This is a genomic window from Rothia sp. HMSC061D12 (assembly GCF_001836735.1).
Taxonomy (GTDB): domain Bacteria; phylum Actinomycetota; class Actinomycetes; order Actinomycetales; family Micrococcaceae; genus Rothia.
This window is the reverse complement of sequence record NZ_KV830310.1, coordinates 1-23593: the sequence shown is the minus strand read 5'-3', so window position 1 is coordinate 23593 and position 23593 is coordinate 1. Positions and strand designations below refer to the sequence as shown.

Below are 23593 nucleotides of genomic sequence, written 5' to 3'. Positions count from 1 at the left end.
CCTAAGGTCTAGCACCTTCCCTTACACCCCGACCCCCGCTGATAATGATGTCTCACCGCACTACCTCACGTCGCCGTCCAGCACGAGCAGAGCAGGCGCCCGCGCCTCCCTCAAGGTATGCAGAGATATCAGCACGCGTGGTGATCGGGGTGTATTCTTTTGCCGCGCTGCTGACCACGTTCGCGTGGATTATCTCTCCTCTGCGGCACGGTCGCGGCTTCACCTGGTGGGAAGTCACCGCCGACTTGCTAAATATTCCTTCCACGCACACTCTGCCCAGCGCCATCACGATGATTGTGATGGTTTCCGGGCTGATTGTGCGCAAGCGTGCCGCCCTCATTGCCGCCATTGTTTTTCAGATGCTGGGTGTGCTGCTTGCGACCCATAGCGCCTTCACGCTGGTGTTCCCTGAGGGAATCATGCATAAGGACCGTATTTTCTCCTCGACGGTCGATACGCTCTCCATCGTGTTTGCGTGCGTGCTGGTGCCCTTCCTTTTCTCGATTCGTTCGGCGTTCCCGGCGCGTATTGGCCGCCTCTCGTGGGCGGGTGCGGCTGCAACGGCGGCTGGCGGTATTCTGCTAACTACCCTGGTGCTCTGGTACCTGTGCCGTATCGGCGTATGGGAGCCGCTGCGTTCGATCACCCCGTGGGAGTTGCTCATGCACGGCATGGGTATTGAGCGTACCCATCCTGGCGTGTGGTCTGCGGATGTGGTGGCTTTCTTGGCGTCATTCGGTTACGGTGCTTCGCTGGTTGCGGCGCTGTACCTGTTGGCGCGCGGTTACCGTGCCCCGGATGCGTGGACCGGCGAGAAGGAGTTGAAGATTCGCGCCCTGCTGCAGCAGTACGGCGCCAATGATTCGCTCTCTTACTTCGCAACGCGTCGTGATAAGCAGGTTATTTTCTCGCCGGATCAGAGGGCGGCGATTACGTACCGTTCGGTCGGTTCGGTGTGCTTGGCGTCGAGTGACCCGGTGGGTGACCCGGATTCGTGGGATGCCGCGATTGAGCAGTGGATGTTGCAGGCGCGCAGTTACGGCTGGGTTCCTGCGGCGCTGAGCGTGAGCGAGGCGGGCGCGCGCGCCTACAACCGTGCGGGCCTGTCGATTATTCAGATGGGTGAGGAGGCGGTCCTAGAGGCGGACCGTTTCACGCTCAATGACACGTCGATGCTGCCGGTGCGTCAGGCGGTTCAGCGTGTGCGCCGTGGCGGGTACACGGTGCAGATGCGTCGTTTTGCGGAGCTGGATGAGCAGCAGCGTCAGCAGGTGGCGGAGAATATTTCGGCGTGGCGTCATGGCCGCGTGGAGCGCGGTTTTTCGATGGCTTTGAACCGTGTGAATGATCCGGCGGATTCGTCGTCTCTGCTAGTTTCGGCTCATGATGAGGCGGGTCAGATGGTGGCTCTGCTGTCGTTCGTGCCGTGGGGTCCGACCGGCCTGTCGCTGGATGTTATGCGCCGCTCCCCGGAGGCACCTAATGGCGTGGTGGAGTTTATGGTGGCGTCGCTGATGGAGCAGGCGGCGTCGCTGGGTGTGCGTCGGGTGTCGCTGAATTTTGCGATGTTTGGCCATATTTTTGAGGCTGCCGATCAGGTGGGCGCTTCGGCATGGAACCGTTTTGCGTCCCGCTCTTTGGGCGTGCTGGATCGTTTCCTGCAGTTGCGCCGTCTGTATCGTTTCAATCTGAAGTTTGCCCCGCTGTGGGTTCCTCGCTTCTTGGCGACGGAACCGACGTTGGCGATGGCGAATGTGGTGGTTGCTGCGGGTATGGCGGAGGGCTTTTTGCCGAATCTGTCGGCTCGCCGTTTGCAGGATCAGGAGCAGGTTCTTTCTGCAGATGAGTTGGAGGCTCTTCGCCAGTTGCAGGTATCTGCTGTGGAAGAGCTTCCTGAGGTGTCGCGCAGTGATCAGACTCAGCATCGTCTGCGCCATTTGGAGGCGCTGCGTTCGGCGGGTATGGAGCCGTACCCGCTGGGTGGCGTTTTGGGCGGTGCTGGTACCTCTGTGCTAGGTGTGAAGGATGCCCTGCGTATATTCTCTTCTGAAAATATTCCAGATTCGGAATTTATGGTTTCGGGGCGTATTCGCGCGCTTCGCAACCATGGTGGAGTCCTCTTCGCAACCCTGATTGAAGGGGGCGAAACCCTGCAGGTCGTCATGGAGCGAGCCCTAGTGGGCGAGCGCCTGTTGAGCCTCGCCTCCCGCAACCTGGATACTGGTGACATTATCACCGTGCAGGGTACCTACGGGGCGAGCCGTAACGGCACTCGATCGCTGATTGCTTCCAGCTGGCGCATGGCGTCGAAGAGCCTGCACCCCATCCCCTTTGATTCGTTTACGGACCCGGAGGCGCGTCTGCGTCGCCGCTCCACGGACCTTTTGGTGCATCCGGATCAGATGCAGAATCTGCGTCTGCGCACGGCGGTGATTAAGGCGCTGCGTGCCCGCCTGGATGCGGAGGGTTTCTTGGAGGTGGAGACCCCGATTCTGCATACGGTGCACGGTGGTGCGAGCGCGCGCCCGTTCCGCACGTATATCAATGCGTACGGTGAGGATTTGACGCTGCGTATTGCGCCGGAGCTGTATCTGAAGCGTCTGGTGGTGGGCGGTAGCGGTCCGGTGTATGAGTTGGGTCGTGATTTCCGCAATGAGGGTGCTGATGCGACCCATAATCCGGAGTTTACGGTGCTTGAGGCGTACCGTCCGTTCGCGGATTATGTGCAGATGCGCGAGTTGACGGAGTGCCTGATTAAGGATGCCGCGCGGGCGGTGTTTGGTTCGGTGTCTTTGCCTCTGGGTCATAAGGCTTCGAGCGAGCGCGTTGTGCGTGATGTGTCGGGTCCGTGGCGTGTGGTGTCGGTGTGTGATGCCCTGTCGGAGGCGCTGGGTCGCCGTGTGGATGTGCAGACGGATTTTGAGGAGCTGCTGGCTCTGGCGCAGCGGCACGGTGTGCGCGTTCATGAGGGCATGGGCCCGGGCGCCATCGTTGAGGAACTGTATGGTGAGCTGGTTGAGGCGCATACGGTGGAGCCGACGTTCTATACGGATTTCCCTGCGGAGACGAGTCCGCTTGCGGCACCGCATCGCAGTGTTCCGGGTTTGGCGGAGCGTTGGGATTTGGTGATTAACGGTATGGAGATGGGCTGTGCCTACTCGGAGCTTGCCGACCCTCTGGTGCAGCGTGAGCGCTTGACGGAGCAGTCGTTGAAGGCGGCTTCGGGTGATCTGGAGGCGATGGAGGTGGATGAGGATTTCCTCTATGCCTTGGAGACGGGTATGCCGCCGACGGGTGGTTTGGGTCTGGGCGTGGATCGCTTGGTGATGCTGTTGGCTCAGACGCAGATTCGTGGGGTGTTGTCGTTCCCGTTTGTGAAGCCGGAGCGTTCGTAGCCTCGCTAATGTTCCGCGGTTTCGCGGCCCTTCACTAAGCCCGGTGTAAGGTTTTATGCCTTGCGCCGGGCTTTCTCGCACCGCCCCGCTCATCACCTCGCGACCCGCCTCACTCACTGCTTCACCCGTATCGGCAGCGCCCGCACGGAGTCTATATTTACTCTGCCCATATATTAAGTATTCGTTACATTTTGGATTGGGCTCCTTTTTTAAGTTGCCGAGCGGGGGGCGTACCCGACACAATGAGGTGACTAATCATGCGGAGTGTATCTGTCTCCGCTACGCGGCATGAGTCCGCACCACCCAGCAATGTAGCCCACATGTTCTCCGTCTTCCGGGTTTGAGCGTGCGGGCTTTTTGCTTTCAAGATTGGAGTACCGAGTGGATTTTCTTCTGAATATCATCGGGGACATTAATGAGCAGACTGCGGGACTGACTTCCTCCGTGGATGCTGTGCAGAACTGGATGTGGAGTAACTTCCTCTACTACGCTCTGATTGCGGCTGGTCTGTACATTACGATCCGTACTCGCGGCGTGCAGTGGCGTTCCATTAAGGAAATGGTTCGTGTCCTGGGTGACCCGGTTGCTCGTGAGGCTGACGGTAAGAAGAGCATTTCTTCGTTCCGTGCGTTTACTGTTTCGGCTGCTTCTCGTGTGGGTACCGGTACTGTTGCGGGTGTTGCTTTGGCTATTGCTATGGGCGGCCCGGGTGCTGTGTTCTGGATGTGGGTTATTGCTGCTGTTGGTGCGGCGTCCGCTTTTGCGGAGTCCCTTCTGGGTCAGCTGTATAAGGAGCGCGGTAAGGATTCCTATATTGGTGGTCCGGCGTACTACATGAAGCGCGGTCTGAATGCTCGTTGGATGGGTTATATCTTCGTGGCGTTCATTGTGATCACTTACGCGTTTGTGTTTGTGGCGGTTCAGACGAATGCTGTGGTGGATGCTACGGCGAACTCGTTCAATATTGATGTTTCGGGTACTAACTCGATGGGCTTCCGCATCACTATTGGTTTGATTATGGTGGCGCTGACTGCGGCTATTATTTTCGGTGGTATTCGCGCGATTTCTTCGGTGACTGAGTGGCTGGTGCCGATTATGGCGGTGCTGTATCTGCTGCTGGGCCTGCTGGTTGTTCTGCTGAACATCACTGAGGTTCCGAACATGCTGCTGATGATTTTCCAGGGTGCTTTCGGCATTAAGGAGTTCGTGACCGGCGGTACCATGGGTGCCGTGATTTGGGGTATGAAGCGTGGCCTGCTGACTAACGAGGCGGGTATGGGTACTGCTCCGAACGCTGGCGCGACCGCTACTATTTCTCACCCGGCTAAGCAGGGTTACGTTCAGACTTTGGGTGTTTATTTTGACACCATGATGGCGTGTACTGTGACTGCGTTTATCGTTCTGCTGTCGAACCCGACCTATGGTGATCGTTCTCGTGGTGCGTCGCTGACTCAGTCGGCGTTGGCTATGCAGCTGGGCGATTGGGCGGTTCACTTCTTGACTATCGCGATTTTCATGTTTGCGTTCTCGACCGTGATTGGTAACTACTACTACGGCGAGTCGAACATGCGTTTCGTGACTGAGCGTAAACTGCCGATGACTATTTTCCGTGCGCTGGTTCTGGTGTTCGTGTTCTTCGGCGCGATTTCTTCGCTGGATCTGGTGTGGACTACCGCGGATATGCTGAATGCTGGCATGGTGATTGTGAACTTGACGGCTGTGCTGCTGCTGACTCCGAAGGTGGTTGCGGTCTTGAAGAATTACGAGGCTCAGCGTAAGGCTGGTTTGGAGCCGATTTTCAAGGCTTCGGATATGCCGGAGATTAAGAATCTGGCGGCGTGGGATGGTACCGATGCGGTGACTACCCGTGAGTTCTGGGCTGAGTATGATGCGAAGGTTGCTGAGCGTCGTGCTGCGAAGAAGGCTAAGAAGGCTAGCCGCTAGTTTGTGAGCCTTGTATAGGCTTTTGTGGAGGGTCCGTCCTGCTGTGTGCGGGGCGGGCCCTTTTGCGTGCCCGAGGCGCGTGTGGAGGGGGTGCCTGCCGGCGCACGTTCTGGGGGCGTCCTGATGCATATCCCGGGGCGTGTCCGGGGTCTGTATCCTTAGGGAGGATATTAGGAGGGTTTATGGATTGGCGTGCCGTACTGGAGCTGGTGGTCACGGTTGTTTTTCTGGCGGGTATTGCGTTGGCGCTGCTGTGTCTGGTGACGATTCACCGGAACCCGCATTTTTCGGAGGTGCAGAAGTTGAAGTGGCTTCTGCTGGTGTTGTGTCTGCCGTATGTGGGTCCGGTGACGTGGCTGTTGCGTGCGCGTCTGGAACGCATTGATCGGGAGCGTGCTGAGCAGGAACGCGGAGCGCCGGCTTCTGCGGCTGTTTCCGAGGTGACTGCTTCCGATACGGCAGCTTCCAAGGAGGGCGGCTGGTAACGCCTCGGAGGCTCTTCCTGAGCCCCAACGCCACCCCCACTACCACCAAGTAGCGAAGGTCACATTCTCTCAATTGGACAGCACCGCGTGCAGTCCGTATAGTTTTATGTGTTGCATGCGGTGATACACCGTAAGACACATGCGCGAGTGGCGGAATAGGCAGACGCGCACGGTTCAGGTCCGTGTGCCCGTGAGGGCGTGGGGGTTCAACTCCCCCCTCGCGCACCAACGATCCCCGGTTCGAAAGAACCGGGGATTTTTTCATATCCATAACCAATCCCCCGCTAAATGACGGGGTTCCAGAGCGATGGCGAGTGCATCACCTAAAATAGAATCGGGTGTGTTCATTCACAGGACACACAGCTAACGCACAGACACGCTCGTTAAACTGAGCCTTTCGGATAAAGACCGTTTGCGCGGTCTGTTGCTCGGAATGGTCGTTGAGAAGGAGGCGGCATGAAGTTTTTCGACAAGCTGGGCAAGCTGGAGCAAGGCATCGGTCGCACTGTCGGCCTTTCCAAGGGCTTCGGCACCTTTGCGAAGGCGGATGTCGCTAACCGCGTCCGCATCATGATGGATGACGAGTCCTACGTGGACGGCAGTGGCCGCACTATGGCTCCTAATGTCTATACTCTCCGTTTCGCACCGGTTGATTTCCCTCGCGTACGCGAGTGGGGCAACCCGTTCGCTGTTGAGCTGTGCGATTTGGCGATTTCGCACGCCCGCGCGCAGGGTTACACCCTGATTGGTGCGGTTCGCGTGACCTTCAACGTTCTTGATTCTCTCTCTGAGGGCGAGTTTGAGGTTGTTGCGACCTTCGAGCCGTTCTCTGTGCCGGAGGCTCCGGCGTCCCCGTCTTTGCGTGGTGCTACTAACTATGCGCCGGTGCGTCCGCCGCGTGAGTCTTCTTTGCCGACCCGCATTACGAAGCCGGCTGCTCAGCCGGCGCAGCCTGTTCAGCCTGCGCCTCAGCAGGTTCCTGCGGCGCGCCCGAACATGCCTGTAGCACCCCCGGCAACGGCTGCACCCCGTTTCTTCTTGGAGATTGAGGGTCGCATGCACCCGGTGAACCACCTGCCGTTTGTGCTGGGCCGCGGTTCTGATGCTGATTTTCGTCTGGACGATAAGGGTGTTTCTCGCCGTCACCTGCAGCTTTCGATGCAGGGTGGTGCGGTGGTCGCCACCGATATGGGTTCTACCAACGGCACGTTGATTAATGGTGCGCCTCTGCGTGCGCCGGTGGTGCTGGCGAACGGTTCACTGCTTCGCATGGGTAATACCCGCATCATCTTCCATAGTTCGACCGGAGGTGTCCGTTAATGGCATCTGAATTGACCGTTACTATCCTTCGTTACGCTTTTCTGGCTCTGATTTGGTTCTTTGTTTTCCTGGTGGTTTCGGCGGCTCGCCGTGACCTGGGTTTGGGCAAGAACTATCGTGCGGCACCGGTTGATGCGGTTCCGGAGGCTACCCATATTGCGCCTCCGCCGACTCGCCCTTCGCAGCTTGTGATTACTGCCGGCGCGCAGGCTGGCGCCATGATGCAGCTGGGCGACCAGCCGATTACTATTGGCCGCGCTAATGACATTGAGGTGTCCCTGCAGGATGATTATGCCTCGGGTCGCCATGCGCGTCTGTTCCCTCAGGGTTCCCGTTGGTTCCTGGAGGATTTGAATTCTACTAATGGTACGTTCGTCAATGGCGAGCGTCTGACTCGTGCGACCCCGATTGAGCCCGGTGATGATTTCCGCGTTGGCGGTACCACCATGCAGTTGAGGGGCTAGTGTATGAAGATTGCTTTTCGTTTTGAGGCCCGCTCTGATACGGGTCTGAAACGCTCGAAGAACGATGACTCCGGCTACGGTGGTCGTTTCCTTGCTGTCGTTGCTGACGGCATGGGCGGCCACGTGGGCGGCGATGTCGCGTCGGCTACGACGGTTCTGAACCTGACTCCGCTTGATCACCCTGATTTTGAGGATGGTACCGGCAGCGTTTACCTGGCTGATGAGATTCAGAGCGCGAACCTGATTATTAATGAGCTGGCGGCAAATGATCCGCAGCTGGCGGGTATGGGTACGACCTGTACTGCCCTGCTGATTGACGGTGACTGCATTGAGCTGGCTCATATTGGTGACTCGCGTGCGTATCGTCTGCGCCCGGGTGCTGATGGCGAGTTTGAGCAGATTTCTACTGACCATACCTTTGTGCAGCGCCTGCTCAATGAGGGTCGTATTACCCCGCAGGAGGCGGAGAACCACCCGCATAAGAACGTGATTATGCGCGTTCTGGGTGACGTTGATGCGTCCCCCGAGCTGGAGTTAAAGACTCTGGACGCTGTTCCCGGCGAGCGCTGGGTGCTCTCTTCGGACGGTTTGGATGCTGTGGTGTCCCTGTCGGAGATTGAGCAGGTCATGCGTTCTACCGATGACCTGTCGGAGATTGCTGACACTCTGATTGCGATGACTTTGGAGCGTGGCGCTCCGGATAACGTGACGGTTGTGTCTCTGCAGGTGATTGACCGTGAGGTTCTGCCGGTGGATGAGCCGGTGGGTCCTTCGAGCCTGCCTGAGTCTGCTCTGCCTGATTCGATTGTGGCGGAGCAGGAGGTCAGCACGAACACTCAGAAGCTTCCCGAGGTTGCTGCCACGGCTGAGGCTGCTGAGGCTATTTTGGGTGCGCACCATGATGAGGATCCTGAGGAGCGTTATCGTCGGTCGTTGCGCCGTTTCCGCCGTGCTCGTGACTTCTCTGGCACCCTGCTGCACAGTGGTTCTGGGGCGGTGCGTCACCATATCGGTACGTACGATAATGCCGTGGACGCGGCTCTTACGAACGCTGCGATTTTGCGTAGCGAGTTGGGTTCCCGCCCGCATCAGCTGGTTGGTGCCGCTTCGGTGGCTACTGAGACCGGCATGATTCCGGCGGTAACTTCTCGTACCCTGGAGCATCGTGCGACGGTGGCTCAGCGTGTGCCGTTGAAGGTTGAGTCTGATGAGGCGGCCCTGCCGGCTGAGCTGGAGGAGCTGATCGCTGAGGACACTGAGGAGCGTTCGCGTCCGCGGTCTTGGCCGATTCGCTTGTTCATTGCTCTGCTGGTTGCGGCTGTTTTGACGTTGGCTGCGTGGACCGGTCTGCGCTATGTGGAGCGTAGCTACTATGTGGGTGAGAGTGACGGCACGGTTGCGGTGTATAACGGTATTCCGCATGCGTTGGGCCCGATTCGCCTTTCTCACGTGGTGGAGAATACCGATATTCCTACGAGTGAGCTGAGCGATCATACGCGTTCTTTGTTGCGTAATGCGATTACGGCGAAGGACCTGGATGATGCGCACCAGATTGTGTCTCGTTTGAAGACTCAAGCGGATCAGACGCGTGAGAAGGCTGAGCAGGCCGCTGCTTCTGCTTCTGCCTCGGCATCGGCTTCCGCTTCCCCGAGCTCTGTGGCACCTAGTGAGGCTCCGACCTCTGGGGCACCGGGCTCTGATTCGGCGTCCCCGGCTCCTGAGCAGGCTTCTTCGGAGGCTCCTGCTGCGGTAGGCGGTGAGAATAATGGCTAAGTTCTCGTTCCGTCGTGAGTCGGATGCGCCTCGTGCACGCCGTTTCACGGAGCTTTTTCTGCTGGTTTTGGCGGTGGGTATCAGCTCGTTCGGCATGTATCTGATTGATCCGGAGCATGCTTTTGATACGTCGAAGAGCCAGTGGCTGCCGTGCACGGTGGTGCTGGGCGCTGGCGCTCTTCTGATTCACCTGGTCATGCAGTTCCGCGCGCGTTATGCTGATCCGTTTATTCTGCCGCTGGTGGTGGCGTTGAACGGTATTGGTTTGACCATGATTTATCGTCTGGATCCGCAGATTGCGGCTCCGGTGGGTGATGGTCAGCTGATGTGGACCGGCGTGTCGATGGTGCTGTGCGCGATTATCGTGTTCGTGCTCAGGGATTACCGCCTGCTGCGTAAGGTCACGTACACCTCGCTGGTGCTGTCGATGATTCTGCTCATCATGCCGCTGGTTCCGGGTCTGGGTATGGAGCTCAATGGTGCTCGTATTTGGATTCATATCGGTAACCGCACGTTCCAGCCGGGTGAGGTCGCAAAGATTACTTTGGCGATTTTCTTCGCTGGCTATTTGGCGACGCACCGTGACCTGATTCTGGTGGCTGGCCGCCGTATTGGTCCGATTAATCTGCCGCGTCTGCGTGATTTGGCGCCGGTGTTCTTGGCGTGGATTGTGAGCCTGGGTGTTCTGGTGTTCCAGAAGGACCTTGGTTCGGCAATCATGTTCTTTGGTCTGTTCATGGCGATGCTGTACCTGTCGACCGGTCGTATTTCGTGGCTGGTGGTTGCGGGTATTGGTATGGCTGTGGGTGGCTATTTCGCGTACCACTATGTCTCGCACGTGCATGCCCGTATTTATGCGTGGGTGCACGCTTTTGATCCGGAGATTTACCAGGCGTCTCCTGGCGGTTCGGGTCAGATCCTGCAGGGCGTTTTTGGTCTGGCTTACGGCGGTCTTTTTGGCCGCGGTTGGGGTCAGGGCCGCGCGAACCTCGTCCCGTACGCTAACTCGGACATGATTATTTCCTCGTTGGGTGAGGAGCTGGGCCTGGTTGGTCTGGGTGCGATCCTGATGATGTTCATGCTCCTGGTCTCGCGCGGTTACCGTGCGGCGTTGGGTACTCGTGATGGTTTCGGTAAGTTGCTGGCTGCCGGCCTGTCTACGGTCATGGTTCTGCAGCTGTTCGTGGTGATTGGTGGCGTGACTCGTTTGATTCCGCTGACCGGTCTGACGACTCCTTTCATGTCTGCCGGTGGCTCCTCGTTGGTGGCTAACTGGATTATTGTGGCGCTGTGGCTGTCGATTTCTCATAGTGCCCGTGCACCTCACCTGGTGGCTGGTTACGATGCTCCGCAGGGTATTGACCATGCGGACACTAGCTACGAGCCGGAGGGTGCTACTAGCGTTCTGGCGCGTATTACGGCTAAGGATTCTGGAGGTGAGAAGAATGGATAGGGCTATTCGCCGCATGTGGATGTCTGCCGCGTGCGTGTTTGTCCTGCTGATGGGTACCCTCAGCTATATTCAGTTCTTCGATTCGAAGACGCTGATGAATAATCAGTGGAATTCTCGAGCGCTCTACGACAATTACGGTTCGGCACGTGGTTCGATTGTGGTTGACGGTACGGAGATTGCTTCGTCGGTGAAGTCCGATGATGAGTACAACTACCAGCGTGTGTATAACCACCCGCTCAAGTATGCGGCTCTGACGGGTTATTTCTCCACGATTTATGGCGCGACCGGCCTGGAGGCTGCACTCGATAAGGAGCTTGCGGGTACGAGCGATAGCCAGTTCTACGACCGTGTGGCGCAGCTGTTTAGCGGTTCTTCCGCGCAGGGTGCTAGCGTGGAGCTGACGATTAATTCGAAGCTTCAGGATATTGCCTATAACGCGTTGCAGGGCCGTAAGGGTGCTGTGGTGGCGTTGAACCCGAAGACCGGTGAGATTCTGGCGATGGCTTCTTCGCCGTCCTATGATCCGAATCTTCTGTCGTCTCATACGAGCTCTTCGGTTTTGGCGAATTATCAGGCGCTGACGTCTGACGAGGACAGCCCCCTGTTTAACCGTGCGATTGCGGGTAATACCTATTCGCCGGGTTCGACCTTCAAGATTATTGATGCGGTGGCGGCGCTGGAGTCCGGCAAGTACAATGCGTCTTCGGTCATTGCGAACCCCGCTCAGTTGCCTCTACCGGGTACGAACATTAGCCTGCCGAACTATACGGGCGGTCAGTGTTCGACCCGCACTCAGGCGACAATTGAGTGGGCTTTAGCTCAGTCCTGTAATACGCCGTTTGCGCAGATTGCGATGGACTTGGGTCAGGAGCGTATCGCGAAGACCGCTGAGAATTTTGGTTACGGCCAGGATTTGAAGATTCCTTTGACGGTTTCCAAGTCTTCTTTCCCGTCGAATCTGACGCAGAGCCAGCTGGCTCAGTCGGCGATTGGTCAGTACGACGTGAAGACCACTCCGTTGCAGGTGGCGATGACTTCTGCGGCGATTGCAAATGGCGGCGTGCAGATGAAGCCGAACCTGATTCGTTCGGTGAAGACCAGCAACCTGAGCACTTTGCAGGAGTTCTCTCCTGAGAAGTTGCGTACGTCCACTAGCCCTGAAGTTGCTAACCAGGTGAAGCAGTGGATGGTGAATGCGGTTGATAATGGTATTGCACGTAATGCCGGTGTCTCCGGTGTGAAGGTGGCGGGTAAGACCGGTACCGCGGAGACCACGGCAGGTTTGAATAATTCTTGGTTTACCGGTTTCGCGCCGGCTGATGATCCTCAGATTGCGATTGCTGTGGTCTACGAGGATATTGATGTGGCGACCGGTGCCCAGTTGGCAACCAGTACTAGTAAGCAACTCTTTGAGGCGGTGTTGAACAAGTGAGGCCTGCGGCTGATATCACTTTGGGCGGGCGCTACACCCTAACCGAACGTATCGCGATTGGCGGTATGGGCGAGGTGTGGAAAGCTCGCGACAAGGTGCTTGGGCGCATCGTTGCGGTCAAGATCCTCAAGGAGGAGTACACCGGTGACCCGGGCTTCTTGGAGCGTTTCCGCGCTGAGGCCCGTAATACGGCGCTGTTGAACCACCCCGGCGTAGCGAACGTTTTCGACTACGGCGAGGAGGACAACTCCGCGTACCTGGTCATGGAGCTGGTGCCGGGTAATCCGCTCTCGAGCATTATCGAGCACGAGACCACCTTGCCGCCCGATCGTATTCTGAACTTCATTGCTCAGACCGCTCGTGCGTTGGCTGCGGCTCATTCGCAGGGTCTAGTGCATCGTGACGTAAAGCCGGGTAACCTCATCATCACTCCGGATGACCGTGTGAAGGTGACTGACTTCGGTATTGCTCGTCTGGCTAACCAGGTGCCGTTGACGGCTACCGGCCAGGTGATGGGCACTGCCCAGTATTTGGCGCCGGAGCAGGCAACCGGTCAGGCGGCCACCGCGTCTTCGGATATGTACTCGTTGGGCATTATCGGTTATGAGTGCCTGGTGGGTCGTCGTCCGTTTACGGGTGAGTCGCAGATTGCGATTGCGTTGGCTCAGGTGAATGATCCGCCGCCGCCGCTTCCGGAGACTATTCCGGCTCCTGCTCGTGCGCTGATTATGTGCCTGCTGGCTAAGGACCCGGCTCAGCGTCCTAAGGATGCGACCGCTTTGGCTTCTGCGGTGGATGCGATTCGTCGCCGCGACCTGAAGGCTGCGGTGAAGGCTGTTCCTTCTTTGGCTCAGTTCTTGGCTGAGGAGAACGCTGACGACGCTACTGTCGCGATGACCGCTATGGATGTTGCGGCTGAGCCGATTAGTGCTTCTGCTACTCCGCGTTTCGGTTCTGGTGGTCGTTTCTCGCCGGAGCCGACGACGGCGCCGATTCCTCGCACGAGTGAGCAGACGATGCGTCCTGTATCGGGTCGCGTGAAGTCTACTCCCGCTCCTGCAGCGAAGCGTGGCCCGAACGTGTGGATGTGGGTTGCTCTGCTTCTGGCAATCGTGCTGATTGCCGGCGGTATTTGGACGGTCCTCTCCTCCAATAATGGTGGCGGTTCGACTGATCCGGTTCCGAGCGCTTCTTCGTCTGCTGTTCCGACGAATACGGGTACCGTTTCTACGGTGGAGCCGACTGAGTCTGCTTCTGCCCGTGCCGCAAAGCAGAAGGTGACCGTCAACGCGATTAACTATGAGGGTCGCGAGCTGCAGGATGCAGTGAACGAGCTGAAGAACCTTGGTCTGTCTCCCAAGACTGAGGGTGTTGAGTCGACTCAGCCGGAGAACACGGTGATTTCGGTTTCTCCGACGGGTACTTTGGAGCAGGGTAATAGCGTAACTGTTCGCTATTCAACCGGTCCGAAGTCGGTGACTTTGCCGTCGAACCTTGAGGGTAAGAATGTTGATGAGGCGTCGAAGGCTGTTGCCGCTCTGGGTGTGAATGTTTCTCTGCATTATGAGAATTCGGACACTGCGGCCCCCGGTACGGTGCTTCGTACTACCCCCTCATCTGGCACCAAGGTCACGGTTGGTAGTAATGTAGACATGTATGTGGCCTCTTCCAGTTCGGGTAGGGGTTCGAGTGCGAGCGCTTCTGCTGCACCGTCTGCGTCGGCTTCTGCTTCCGCTTCCGCGTCGGCGCGTTAGCCCCTACATTTTGATTTAGTTTTAGTCTTAGTGATCCAGGAGAACTTATGGACCTGTCGGTTCCCGACACGGTTGATAACCGTTACAAGGTACTCGAGGTAATCGGTACCGGTGCGATGGCAACCGTTTATGCTGCTGAGGATACTCGCCTCGGCCGCAAGGTTGCGCTTAAGATTCTGCGCCCGGAGCAGGCCCAGGACGATACGTTCCGCGCACGCTTTAAGCGTGAGGCGGAGGCTGTGGCGTCTCTGAACAATCCTGCGATTGTTGCTGTCTATGACACCGGTTCGTATAACCCTTCGCAGGATGGTGGGGAGTCTGCTTCTTCGGAAGAGGGCACCGCTATTCCTTATATCGTGATGGAGTACGTGGAGGGTCATACTCTGCGTTCCATCCTGTCCCGTGGCGGTCATCTGCCGGTCCGTGATGCTTTGGGTTATTCCGAGCAGCTGCTGGGTGCTTTGCAGTACAGCCACTCGATGGGCATCATTCACCGCGATATTAAGCCGGCGAATATTATGGTGCTGGAGCGTACCAGCGAGGATATCGCTAAGGGTCAGCCGGGCCAGATCAAGGTCATGGATTTCGGTATTTCCCGTGCCATTGAGGAAGCTGGCGAGGCGCTGACCAAGGCTAATGTGGTGATGGGTAGCGCACGCTACATGTCCCCTGAGCAAGTGAGCGGCAAGGAAGTTGACGCCCGTAGCGATCTGTACTCTGCTGCTTGCGTGATTTACGAGATGATTGCTGGTCGTTCTCCGTTTGATGCTGAGTCGAATGTTGATCTGGCGGCTAAGCATCTTTCGGATGCCCCTGAGCCTCCGAGCAAGTTCACCCCGCTTGAGGTTCCTGCTGGTCTGGATGCTGTGATTCTGAAGGGTCTGGCGAAGAACCCGGATGAGCGTTATCAGAGCGCGGCTGAGTTCGCTCAGGCTCTGGTATCGGTTGTTCGCCCGGGTGAAGAGACCGTGGTTCAGGATGCAGCGATGACTACTGCTTTTGTTCCTTCGGCGACTACTGCTTCCCTGGGTGAGGATTACGCCCCGTACACCACCTCGATTACTGAGGCTTCGGTGGAGGATGGCGGTCTCAACGGCTTCTTCGAGTATGAAGACGATGAGGAACTGTACGACGATGAGGAATACGCAGAGTACGATGAGTCTTCGCCGCGTAAGCGTGCGTGGGTTCGTTTCCTTGTGGGTACTCTGATTGCGGCTCTGCTGTTCTTCAGTGTCGGCTCGGTGTTGTACTACCAGAACAAGCTGAATGAGGTTCCGCAGGTTCCGGTTCCGGCTGTGGTGAATGTTTCCCGCGATGATGCCGAGAACCAGTTGCGTAACCTGGGCTTCGTGCTGGAGTACCGTCAGGGCTACTCGGACAACGTCAAGAAGGGCGACGTTATCAGCGTTGAGCCGGGTGTTGGTTCTAAGGTCAATAAGGGCTCGACCGTTGTTGTGACTGTTTCGAACGGTCCGGAGAAGGTCAAGCTGCCGGATAACCTGCAGGGTCAGAGTGAGGCGTATGTCCGTAACGCTCTGAAGGACCTGGGTCTGGTGGATGGCCGCGTCTCCACTGTGGAGAGCGCTTCCGTTCCTGCAGGTATGGTTGTGGAGCTGTCCCCGGAGAAGGGCTCGACCGACGATAAGGGCGCTCAGACCGTTGAGGCTGGTAGCACCGTGAACATTGTCCTGTCGTCCGGTAAGGTAAAGGTCCCCTCGCTGGTGGGTCTGACCAAGGATCAGGCGATTGCTGCCCTGACCGCTCAGGATGTTCTGCTGAACACCAACATTGAGACTGTTCAGACTAACGAGCGTCCTGCGGGCACTGTGATTTCGCAGAGCTCTGCGGCAGGTACTCTGGTGGCTCAGAACAGCACTGTGACGATCCGTGTGGCTGCTACCCCGACTCAGACGACCGCTCCGACTACTGCGGCTACTCAGCCTGCGGCAGCGACCGGTAACCAGAACGCTACTACTGGTAACCAGCAGCGTTCTACCGCGGCTAACCAGCAGGCTACTCAGCCTGCGGCAGCGACCGGTAACCAGAACCAGCAGCGTTCTACCGCTACGGCTACTCCGGCACCGGCTGCGTCCGCTACTGCGGGTACCCGTACGATTCAGGGTACTAACGCGAATACCAATGCGGACAACGCAACTAATGCAAACGCTAACGCGAATGCCCGTTAAGGGGTTCTAGCGGTTAGCAAAAAGGGGCGGCGCTCCACACCGTTGGGTGTGGGGTGCCGCCCCTTTTTGTGTACCTGGGTTCGGGTTAGGAAGTGTGCAGGGGTAAAGTTATCGCCTCCAGTTTCCCTGTAGCATGCCTGCTACGGGGCTTCTGGAGGCGATATAAGCCACTGAGGGCTTCTAAGCTAGAAGTACTAGGCCATGAGGGGCGAGAGGCTCTTAGCGCGCTCTGCGGCTCCCTGCAGACCGGTTTCTTCGAGCCAGTTGCCGAGCATGAGGTATCCGCTTTCGGTCAGCACCGATTCGGGGTGGAACTGCACGCCGTGCATGGGGGCCTCGCGGTGGCGCAGACCCATGATGATGCCGTTATCGGTGGTGGAGGTGGTTTCCAGAACGTCGGGCATGGTTTCGGGTACGACCGCCAGGGAGTGGTAGCGGGTCGCGGTGAAGGGGCAGGGCACGTCCTTGAACACGGAGACGTTCTCGTGCACGAGGCGGGAGGTCTTGCCGTGCATCAGTTCGGGGGCGTGGGTGACGGTGCCGCCGAATGCCTCTGCGATGGCCTGGTGGCCGAGGCAGACGCCCAGCAGCGGCTTCTTCGCTTCCGCGGCCCAGCGGATGGTGTCGATGATGACGCCTGCCTCTGCGGGGGCACCGGGGCCGGGAGAGACGAGCACGCCGTCGTGTTCTTCGGCGAGCTTGATGACTTCGTCGAGTTCGTATTCGTCGTTACGGATGACGGTGGTTTCAGCGCCGAGCTGCTGGATGTAGCCGACGAGGGTGAAGACGAAGCTGTCGTAGTTGTCGATAACAAGGATGCGGGTCATGGCACGTCCTTAGCGCTAATGGTTGATGGTGACGTTCAGGTTGAAGGGGCCGTACTCTGCGAAGTGGGGGAAGACGAATTCCATGAGCAGGTAGACTACGGCGAGTATCAGCACGATGGCGATAATGATGCGAACCCACAGGGGGCCGGGGAGGTGGCGGAAAATCCATGCGTACATCTGTTTTTCCTCTCAGATTCAGGATTTTGCGACGGAGGCGGCAATTTCTGCGGGCGCTCCGGCTGCTGCGGGCCGCCACGATTCGAAGCGGGCGTGGACAATGTATCGTTCGGTGTCACCGTAGCGCGGGTGGCAGGTGGTGAGCGTCAGGAGGCGCTCGGTGGGTGCTACGCCGGGCTGTCCGGGGACGGGTTCGATGACTTCTACTTGGTCGGGCTGCACGATTTCGTGGCTGTAGACGGTGTAAGTGTAGTAGCCGTCTTTGGTGCGCACGTAGATGTGGTCGCCTTCGGTGAGCAGGTCGATGTCGTTGAGGACTTTGCCGCGGGTTTGGCGGTGGCCTGCGAGGGAGAAGTTGCCGACCTGACCGGGCATGGCGCTTCCTTCGTAGTGGCCGAGTCCGAGGGAGTCGAGCACGTCGGAGCTGGTGCCCTGGGTTGCGGGGCGCTGGTAGTCGGATCCGAACTTGGGGATGTAGACGACGCCGAAGACTTCACCGTGGCCGGGTTCGCTCAGACCGGCGGGCGGGGTGTTGGGGTCCCAGTCGGGGATGGGTTCGGCAGGGTTGGAGTCGAACTCCTGAACGAGGGTGCTGACGGCTTGGGATTGGGTGCGGTCGGCGTCGATGTTGGTCCACCAGAGCTGCCAGGCAACGAAGAGGAGCAGTACGACTCCGATGGTGATGAGGAGTTCGCCTGTAATCTGGATGACCCAGTGCAGCACGCTACGGGGGCGGCGCTCTGCGGTGGGTGCCGTTCCTTGACTCATGCGTTCTCCTCTGTCCTCTGGGTTGTGTATGTTCTTGGGCGCCGGGTGGCGTTCCTTATCTTTCAACGCGGGGAGAAGGTGAAATCATCCCGTAAGTCTGCAAAGATAGGTGTGAACATATATTTTTAGGTTACCCATACAACAATAAGCGGAGGAAGTATGTCGACCAACTCGGCTAAGGCATCGTCCAAGAAGAAGTCTCAGAAGTCTGCTAAGTCTGAGGTGGAGGATGCGAGCGAGCTGCGTCTGCGTGAGATTGCTCGTGAGATGGAGAGCGGCACGCAGCTGAAGGAGCAGACTCCGCTGTGGTACCGCGTGATTATGTTCTCGCTGTTGGCGGTGGGCATTCTGTGGATTATTATTTTCTACATTACGCAGGGCCTGTTCCCGATTCCTGATCTGGGTATGTGGAACGTGAGCGTTGGTGTGGGCGCCATGATGGTGAGCATGCTGATGATGACTCGCTGGCGTTAAGACTTAGACGTTAAGACTTAGGCACTAGGGCTTAGGCGTTAGAGCTTATAGAGAGGCGGTCGTCCCGTGTGGGGCGGCCGCCTCTCTATATGTTTCGCCTGTTTGGCCGGGCTGGGGTTAGAGATCCTGCACGCTACCTGTCTTTGTTCTGACCCGGAAGATTGCGGTCATGGCGACCATGATGAGCAGCTCGGTGAGGGTTTGAGTGAGTACGGTGGCGCCCATGAGGCTCACTTCGGGGTTCCCGTTGTGTGCCAGGCGTTGTGCGCAGAGCGCGACGACGGGGTAGATGATGAGGGCGTTGCGGGTGACCGCACTGAAGGTTACGGAGATGCGCTCCGGTCGGCTCATCACCTTACTGAGGAACCATGCGGCGCCTCCTGCAAGGATGGCGTAGGTGAGGTAGAGTCCGGCGAGTCGGGGAATGAGCTGCGTTTCGTTCAGTACCGCCGGGGTGTAGGCGGAGCACATGAGCGCAAGGAGCAGGCACATGAGGGGAATCATCGCGGTATCGCTCATGGTGCGCACGCGTTCGTAGGTTTGGTGGCGTTGTGGTGAGCGGGTTGACCATCGTTGCGCGAGGTAGGCGGCTACCAGGGGCACGATGAGCGGTGCCAGGCTGAGGTAGCTTTCAGCGGGAAGGGGGAATATTTCTCCCACCGCCCCAATATCTAATATTCTCATATATACATATACACTAGTCCATACTGGAATAGAAATGATTTGGGCGCCAAGCAGGTAGGGCGTTGCCGCCAGTAAACCGCGATATTCCCCTCCAGCAATACATGTAAAAACCACAACGTAATCCACGCAGGGAGTCAGCAAAACAATCACTGCCGCTAGAGCAACGGGACCACCTTCGGGAATGAAGAGGGAGACCAGAGGCGCAACTAGAATCGGGGTTCCAAGGGTAGCCACCAGCACGACCGTGCGAGCGAGCCTCTTATGCTGACCGACACTCATGCCGACTAGAGGCATGAGAGCGAAGTTGGTCCACAGGAGCGCACCGAGCGCGTAGGGCACGAGCTGCTCAGAAACTAGGCTCCACCCACTCAGCCCCGCGCTGGCACCTCCCACGGCCATGGAGGCGAGGTAGAGAGCCACCTGGTGGCGTTCCATATAGCTCACGGAGCCATCCTCTTCTAGTAGATCAGGTCGCCTCGTGCCGCTTCGTGGACGCGGCGAGTTACGGTTTCCATGACGGGCGAGTTGATGTTCCAGCGCTGCCAGTAGAGGGGGAATTCCACGGGGGTTGCGGCGAGCTTCACGAGGTGCCCACTTGCGAGCTCTTCGGCGCATTGCGCTTCGGGAATGAGACCCCAAGCGATACCGGCGCTGACGGCGCGCGCATAGTCCGGGGAGGAGGGAATGTAGATGGTGGGACTCTGGGTGAAAGTTTCTTCAGCCTCCAGACCTACTTCTTGTTCAATGAGGACTCGCGCTACGTCCTGCACGAAGTCTTTGCGGTCGTATTCGACGACGGGGGCACGGTTGAGCTCTTCGCGGCTTACGCGCTTGGGCCAGCCGGGTAGGTATCGCTGTACGTAGTCGGGGGTTGCGACGCACCAGTAGCGTGCCACTCCGAGGGTTTCAACGGAGCAGCCGGGGATTTTTTCGGGTTTGGAGGTAATAACAGCCATGACTTCTCCGGAGCGGAGCATGGCGGATGAGTGGAATTCGCCTTCTCGTCGCAGGTCGCAGAAGATGCTGTCTTCGCGGCTGAGGGTTCCGACGGCGTCGATGAACCAGGTGGCGAGTGAGTCGGCGTTGACCGCCACGGAGACGCTCTGAAAGCCGCCGGCACCCATGAGTTCGCGTTCCATTTCTTGCTGCAGGAATTCGCTCTGTCGGGCGATGCGCAGCACGCTTTGTCCGGCGTCGGTGGGGGTGACGGGGTTGCTTCGACGTAGCAGGACCTTTCCGGCGATCTGTTCCATGGCTTTGATGCGCTGGGAGATGGCGGAGGGGCTCACTCGCAGAACATCTGCCGCGGCATCGAAAGTGCCGTATTCGATGACGGCGGCAAAGGTGGAGAGCTGGTCGGTACTGAAACGTGTCATAAGAATATCTTACGCAGTGTGAAAATATTTAGATAGATTTAGGGTTTGTTTTCCCGTATTCTCGTCTCTGGCGCTTCACACTCTAGCTATCGGGGCAATAATCCCTGTGTCGCATGCTTTTGCCTGGCAAGCTGGTATTAGAGGAGCCACCACCCGCATATCCGCGAAGCCCGCGCCCCGTTTGACCCGCATAGAAAGTTTCACCATGTCCACCTCCCTGTCCCTGCTGTTTCTGGGTGCTACCACCACGATTTCTCTGGTGGCGGCTATTGGTGCCCAGGGAACTTTTGTGCTGCGTCAGGGTATTTTGGGTCGGCATATTACCCCAATCATTATTTTCTGCATTCTGTCGGATGCTCTGATGATTGGCTTGGGCGTGGTGGGCCTGGGCGCTCTGTTGGATGCGGCACCGTGGTTCATTGAGGTGTTCCGTTATGTGGGTGCGGCGTTTTTGGCGTGGTTTGGTTTTGAGGCTGGGCGGCGTGTGTTTACCCCGCATTCCATCGTGGTGGATGATGCGGAGGGCGATTCTCAGTCGTTGAAGGCGGCTCTGCTGACCACGGCGGCGGTGACGTATTTGAATCCGCTGGCGTGGTTGGATACGACTATTCTTTTGGGTTCGCTGGCGAACGCCCAGGGCGATCCTGGCCGTTGGTGGTACTACCTGGGGTGCTGCTGCGGTAGTATTATCTGGTTTTTGGGGCTGGGGTACGGTTCGCGTCTGCTTCGTCCGCTCTTTGCGCGTCCTTCGGCATGGCGTGTTTTGGATGGGGCGACGGCACTTCTGATGGCATACCTGGTGTTCAATCTGCTGACGATGAACCTGTCGACCCACTAGCTTCTACCCCCCTGAGGAGCCCTTTTATGCCTTGTCGGTCTCCTTTTCCGCGCTCTTCTCCTCTTCGAGGGTTATGAGTACCTCGTTTTTGGGCATGGTAAGCAGGCCCAGGTAGATATCGCGAATAACCAGGATGTGCTTGATTCGCTCGATCATGGGTTTGAGGAAGCTTCGGGCGTATTTTTCGTCGCTACTGGTGGTTGCGACGAAGCTGAGCCCGGAGAACACGGCAACGATCATGGACACCTTGATGACCACGGCGTTGATGTTGGTGTCTACGCCGAGGATTTTGAGGTGTTCGGGTTTGACGGTCATCCAGGATTCGATGGTGGTGTCGCTAATGGCGATGGAGGAGAACCCCATGAAGAACCCGAAGACGAGCAACATAAAGAGGCTCGCCTGAATAATCTGCCCAATCATAGGGATGATGATAAGGTTGCCCCAGGACGCAATTTTGAGGGGTCGGTGTTCGAGGATTTTCTTCTCTTCGACCCAGTCTTGGACGGTGTTCCAGATTCCCCCTTCGAGGGCCGCGGCGCGTTCGTAGTCGTTCTCGGTAAAGCTTGCAATGTCGTCGCCTCTATTGCGGCCCAGAAGGCGCGCTGTGCGCTCTAGGGAGGTCGTGACGATCACGAACACGGCGAGGAGTCCCATGAGCCCCAGAACAGCCCAGGTGCGCGGGAAGCTGAGCCTGTTGGCGAGCTTCCAGAGGTCTGCGTTCACGAAGATGAAGAGCACGGACACCATGAGTACGGGTAGTACTTTCGCAATCATGGGTGGCAGGGAGGCGAGCTGGTGGATGGCATGTTTGAAGGACCACCCTAGGATGGTGTCTACGCCGAGGAAGATGGCGAGGTAGATGCCCACAACGATGAGCGGGAATACTTGGGAACCGTCGTAGACGAAGTCGAGGCCGTCGAGGCTGCTGGATTCAAAGACACTGGCGACAAAGAGCATGCCGGCAAAAAGTACGGTAAGAATACCCGTGGTGATTTGAACCCACTGCGGGGTGCGGACCATGAGTATATGGGCAAGAGTAATGAACACACCGGAGATTATCGGCATCACGAGGAAGATACCACCGAGCACCAGCATGGGTAGCACTTCATCGCTGAGCGCGGTGTTGGTCGTGATGGCTTTAATGTATTCCGGGAGGGAACCATTTGCGTTATCAACTACGAGAATGAGGATATCGCGTAGGAAGATATAGCAGACGTGCATGATACTCGCCCACAGGATCCAGGGTACGGAGCGGGGGAACGCATCGAGAGCACGCTGACGTGCAGGAATGATGAGGGGTACGCCCTGTTTGCGGAACCAGATATTGCTCTGCTTCAGCACATCAGTCTTGCTGTAGCGCTGAGGTTGTGCCTCTTCTGCCACAGCTTTAGTGCGCAGCCGCGCCCAGATGGGGCGTGCGTCCTTCTGCTGTGCGGTGTTCTGCTCCTGTGTGCTCATGACATACCACTCTACAGGGTCGAGCAGGCCCTTTGATTATGTACCTTTTAGAGTTCTTCTTTCTCGAGCTCAGATCCAATAAAGCGAGCGTATGCGCCCATGAGTAGCGCAGCCGCTTCTTCGTGTCCCTCGTAGATTCCTAGTTCCTCGTCCTCACGACCTGTGTAGGTGCCGCTACTGATCTCGAGTAGGGATAGCGGTCCTTCTGCAGTCTCCGGGGCTAGGGCATCCAGGATGAAGCTCAGGCTTTCTTCTGCATCTTCGTCTACTCCCATGAGGCGCCCCAGGTATGTACCCGGGTAGGGTGCGATGGTGAGGACGTCTTCATTCTCACATTGGATAATGCGTGCCACAGGAATAATATCCCCGTCTGCTGTCTCTTCGAGCAGCAGCTCAGTAGAGAGGTCTATATGGCTTTCCTCGCTCTGTAGGATCTGCCTGGGCCACCAGAGGTGAATGTATTCGGTGAGTGCTGCCCATGCTTCGTGAGGCTCCAGCGAGCTCTCTACGTAGAGTGCCGCAGTCCGTTCTTCATTAGCCTGTTGCTGCTGATCGATTTGCTCGGGTGCGTGGGAAAACATGGGGTATTGCATGGTTCTACTCTATCCCAGTGCGCTCCTCTCTGGAGGGCCCGGTAGATTCATGGGGTTCTGAGGGTACAAAAAAGGGGCAGACCCGCGTGGGTCTGCCCCTTTTCCAACTTTAGCTGTTAAAGCAAAAGAGCCCGCGTAAGCGGGCTCTTTTTATTGCCTATTGGATTGTTATCCAAAAACCATACAGTGAAC

General features: G+C 57.7%; 19 protein-coding genes and 1 tRNA gene. 13 read left to right on the top strand and 7 right to left on the bottom strand.

The genetic code is table 11. The features are described 5' to 3' along the window. Positions 1–44: 44 nt before the first annotated feature. From lysX to pknB, 11 genes are all read left to right on the top strand, one after another. Entirely contained in the window at positions 45–3395 is a 3351-nt protein-coding gene (gene lysX / locus HMPREF2682_RS08175) for a bifunctional lysylphosphatidylglycerol synthetase/lysine--tRNA ligase LysX (RefSeq protein WP_083321783.1), read from the top strand. A gap of 381 nt (positions 3396–3776) precedes the next feature. Next, entirely contained in the window at positions 3777–5339 is a 1563-nt protein-coding gene (locus HMPREF2682_RS08170) for an alanine/glycine:cation symporter family protein (RefSeq protein ID WP_049354373.1), read from the top strand. A 182-nt stretch (positions 5340–5521) separates the two neighbouring features. Then, the gene (locus HMPREF2682_RS08165) at positions 5522–5824 is read left to right on the top strand and encodes a PLDc N-terminal domain-containing protein (protein ID WP_246827291.1); all 303 of its coding nucleotides are present in this window, start codon (positions 5522–5524) and stop codon (positions 5822–5824) included. Between the two features lie 141 nt (positions 5825–5965). Beyond that, positions 5966–6052 (top strand) — tRNA-Leu (locus HMPREF2682_RS08160). A 228-nt stretch (positions 6053–6280) separates the two neighbouring features. Continuing rightward, the gene (locus HMPREF2682_RS08155) at positions 6281–7144 is read left to right on the top strand and encodes an FhaA domain-containing protein (RefSeq protein ID WP_070833127.1); all 864 of its coding nucleotides are present in this window, start codon (positions 6281–6283) and stop codon (positions 7142–7144) included. Continuing rightward, positions 7144–7608 carry an FHA domain-containing protein FhaB/FipA gene (locus tag HMPREF2682_RS08150; protein WP_049357192.1) on the top strand — a complete coding sequence of 155 codons (465 nt, stop codon included), beginning with the start codon at positions 7144–7146 and terminating at the stop codon, positions 7606–7608. The genes HMPREF2682_RS08155 and HMPREF2682_RS08150 overlap by 1 nt, the downstream gene beginning before the upstream one ends. A 3-nt stretch (positions 7609–7611) precedes the next feature. Beyond that, positions 7612–9381 carry a PP2C family protein-serine/threonine phosphatase gene (locus HMPREF2682_RS08145; protein WP_070833124.1) on the top strand — a complete coding sequence of 590 codons (1770 nt, stop codon included), beginning with the start codon at positions 7612–7614 and terminating at the stop codon, positions 9379–9381. Then, positions 9374–10834, top strand: coding sequence for an FtsW/RodA/SpoVE family cell cycle protein (locus HMPREF2682_RS08140; RefSeq protein ID WP_005507381.1), 1461 nt, complete (start codon positions 9374–9376; stop codon positions 10832–10834). The genes HMPREF2682_RS08145 and HMPREF2682_RS08140 overlap by 8 nt, the downstream gene beginning before the upstream one ends. Beyond that, positions 10827–12266, top strand: a complete 1440-nt coding sequence (locus tag HMPREF2682_RS08135) for a peptidoglycan D,D-transpeptidase FtsI family protein (protein WP_070833121.1) — start codon at positions 10827–10829, stop codon at positions 12264–12266. The genes HMPREF2682_RS08140 and HMPREF2682_RS08135 overlap by 8 nt, the downstream gene beginning before the upstream one ends. Further along, the gene (locus HMPREF2682_RS08130) at positions 12263–14020 is read left to right on the top strand and encodes a protein kinase domain-containing protein (protein WP_005507383.1); all 1758 of its coding nucleotides are present in this window, start codon (positions 12263–12265) and stop codon (positions 14018–14020) included. Before HMPREF2682_RS08135 ends, HMPREF2682_RS08130 begins: the two co-directional genes overlap by 4 nt. A 47-nt stretch (positions 14021–14067) precedes the next feature. After that, positions 14068–16206, top strand: coding sequence for a Stk1 family PASTA domain-containing Ser/Thr kinase (gene pknB, locus HMPREF2682_RS08125; protein WP_070833118.1), 2139 nt, complete (start codon positions 14068–14070; stop codon positions 16204–16206). Positions 16207–16400: 194 nt separating this feature from the next. Here the strand turns inward: pknB and HMPREF2682_RS08120 are convergent, their stop codons facing one another. Genes HMPREF2682_RS08120 through HMPREF2682_RS08115 form a run of 3 tightly spaced genes read right to left on the bottom strand, consistent with a single transcriptional unit; the run spans position 16401 to position 17978 of the window. Continuing rightward, positions 16401–17033, bottom strand: coding sequence for an aminodeoxychorismate/anthranilate synthase component II (locus HMPREF2682_RS08120; protein ID WP_070616218.1), 633 nt, complete (start codon positions 17031–17033; stop codon positions 16401–16403). A gap of 15 nt (positions 17034–17048) precedes the next feature. Next, the gene (locus HMPREF2682_RS09490) at positions 17049–17210 is read right to left on the bottom strand and encodes a hypothetical protein (RefSeq protein ID WP_005507386.1); all 162 of its coding nucleotides are present in this window, start codon (positions 17208–17210) and stop codon (positions 17049–17051) included. Positions 17211–17228: 18 nt separating this feature from the next. Then, entirely contained in the window at positions 17229–17978 is a 750-nt protein-coding gene (locus HMPREF2682_RS08115) for a class E sortase (protein WP_070833115.1), read from the bottom strand. 159 nt (positions 17979–18137) lie between these two features. Between HMPREF2682_RS08115 and HMPREF2682_RS08110 the strand changes: the two genes are divergently transcribed. After that, on the top strand, positions 18138–18452 hold the full coding sequence (locus HMPREF2682_RS08110) for a cell division protein CrgA (RefSeq protein ID WP_070684535.1): 315 nt from the start codon (positions 18138–18140) through the stop codon (positions 18450–18452). 117 nt (positions 18453–18569) lie between these two features. On the opposite strand, the gene HMPREF2682_RS09415 is transcribed toward HMPREF2682_RS08110, so the two are convergent. Both HMPREF2682_RS09415 and HMPREF2682_RS08100 read right to left on the bottom strand, forming a co-directional pair. After that, positions 18570–19112 carry a hypothetical protein gene (locus tag HMPREF2682_RS09415; RefSeq protein ID WP_141762627.1) on the bottom strand — a complete coding sequence of 181 codons (543 nt, stop codon included), beginning with the start codon at positions 19110–19112 and terminating at the stop codon, positions 18570–18572. Between the two features lie 482 nt (positions 19113–19594). Beyond that, positions 19595–20512, bottom strand: coding sequence for a LysR family transcriptional regulator ArgP (locus HMPREF2682_RS08100; protein WP_049354382.1), 918 nt, complete (start codon positions 20510–20512; stop codon positions 19595–19597). A gap of 205 nt (positions 20513–20717) precedes the next feature. On the opposite strand from HMPREF2682_RS08100, the gene HMPREF2682_RS08095 reads away from it, so the two are divergent. Continuing rightward, complete coding sequence (locus HMPREF2682_RS08095) at positions 20718–21350, top strand: LysE/ArgO family amino acid transporter (RefSeq protein WP_049354383.1); 633 nt, start codon at positions 20718–20720, stop codon at positions 21348–21350. Between the two features lie 24 nt (positions 21351–21374). Here the strand turns inward: HMPREF2682_RS08095 and HMPREF2682_RS08090 are convergent, their stop codons facing one another. Then, positions 21375–22808 carry a D-mannonate dehydratase gene (locus tag HMPREF2682_RS08090; protein WP_070633871.1) on the bottom strand — a complete coding sequence of 478 codons (1434 nt, stop codon included), beginning with the start codon at positions 22806–22808 and terminating at the stop codon, positions 21375–21377. Between the two features lie 47 nt (positions 22809–22855). Then, positions 22856–23389 (bottom strand): GTPase, encoded by a 534-nt coding sequence (locus HMPREF2682_RS08085; RefSeq protein WP_246823251.1) that lies wholly within the window; start codon positions 23387–23389, stop codon positions 22856–22858. Between the last annotated feature and the right edge of the window lie 204 nt (positions 23390–23593).

Coding starts and splice junctions, on each gene's coding strand:
- lysX (WP_083321783.1), top strand. CDS start 45: ATGATGTCTCACCGCACTACCTCACGTCGCCGTCCAGCACGAGCAGAG.
- HMPREF2682_RS08165 (WP_246827291.1), top strand. CDS start 5,522: ATGGATTGGCGTGCCGTACTGGAGCTGGTGGTCACGGTTGTTTTTCTG.
- HMPREF2682_RS08155 (WP_070833127.1), top strand. CDS start 6,281: ATGAAGTTTTTCGACAAGCTGGGCAAGCTGGAGCAAGGCATCGGTCGC.
- HMPREF2682_RS08150 (WP_049357192.1), top strand. CDS start 7,144: ATGGCATCTGAATTGACCGTTACTATCCTTCGTTACGCTTTTCTGGCT.
- HMPREF2682_RS08145 (WP_070833124.1), top strand. CDS start 7,612: ATGAAGATTGCTTTTCGTTTTGAGGCCCGCTCTGATACGGGTCTGAAA.
- HMPREF2682_RS08140 (WP_005507381.1), top strand. CDS start 9,374: ATGGCTAAGTTCTCGTTCCGTCGTGAGTCGGATGCGCCTCGTGCACGC.
- HMPREF2682_RS08135 (WP_070833121.1), top strand. CDS start 10,827: ATGGATAGGGCTATTCGCCGCATGTGGATGTCTGCCGCGTGCGTGTTT.
- pknB (WP_070833118.1), top strand. CDS start 14,068: ATGGACCTGTCGGTTCCCGACACGGTTGATAACCGTTACAAGGTACTC.
- HMPREF2682_RS08120 (WP_070616218.1), bottom strand. CDS start 17,033: ATGACCCGCATCCTTGTTATCGACAACTACGACAGCTTCGTCTTCACC.
- HMPREF2682_RS09490 (WP_005507386.1), bottom strand. CDS start 17,210: ATGTACGCATGGATTTTCCGCCACCTCCCCGGCCCCCTGTGGGTTCGC.
- HMPREF2682_RS08115 (WP_070833115.1), bottom strand. CDS start 17,978: ATGAGTCAAGGAACGGCACCCACCGCAGAGCGCCGCCCCCGTAGCGTG.
- HMPREF2682_RS08110 (WP_070684535.1), top strand. CDS start 18,138: ATGTCGACCAACTCGGCTAAGGCATCGTCCAAGAAGAAGTCTCAGAAG.
- HMPREF2682_RS08100 (WP_049354382.1), bottom strand. CDS start 20,512: ATGACACGTTTCAGTACCGACCAGCTCTCCACCTTTGCCGCCGTCATC.
- HMPREF2682_RS08095 (WP_049354383.1), top strand. CDS start 20,718: ATGTCCACCTCCCTGTCCCTGCTGTTTCTGGGTGCTACCACCACGATT.
- HMPREF2682_RS08090 (WP_070633871.1), bottom strand. CDS start 22,808: ATGAGCACACAGGAGCAGAACACCGCACAGCAGAAGGACGCACGCCCC.
- HMPREF2682_RS08085 (WP_246823251.1), bottom strand. CDS start 23,389: ATGTTTTCCCACGCACCCGAGCAAATCGATCAGCAGCAACAGGCTAAT.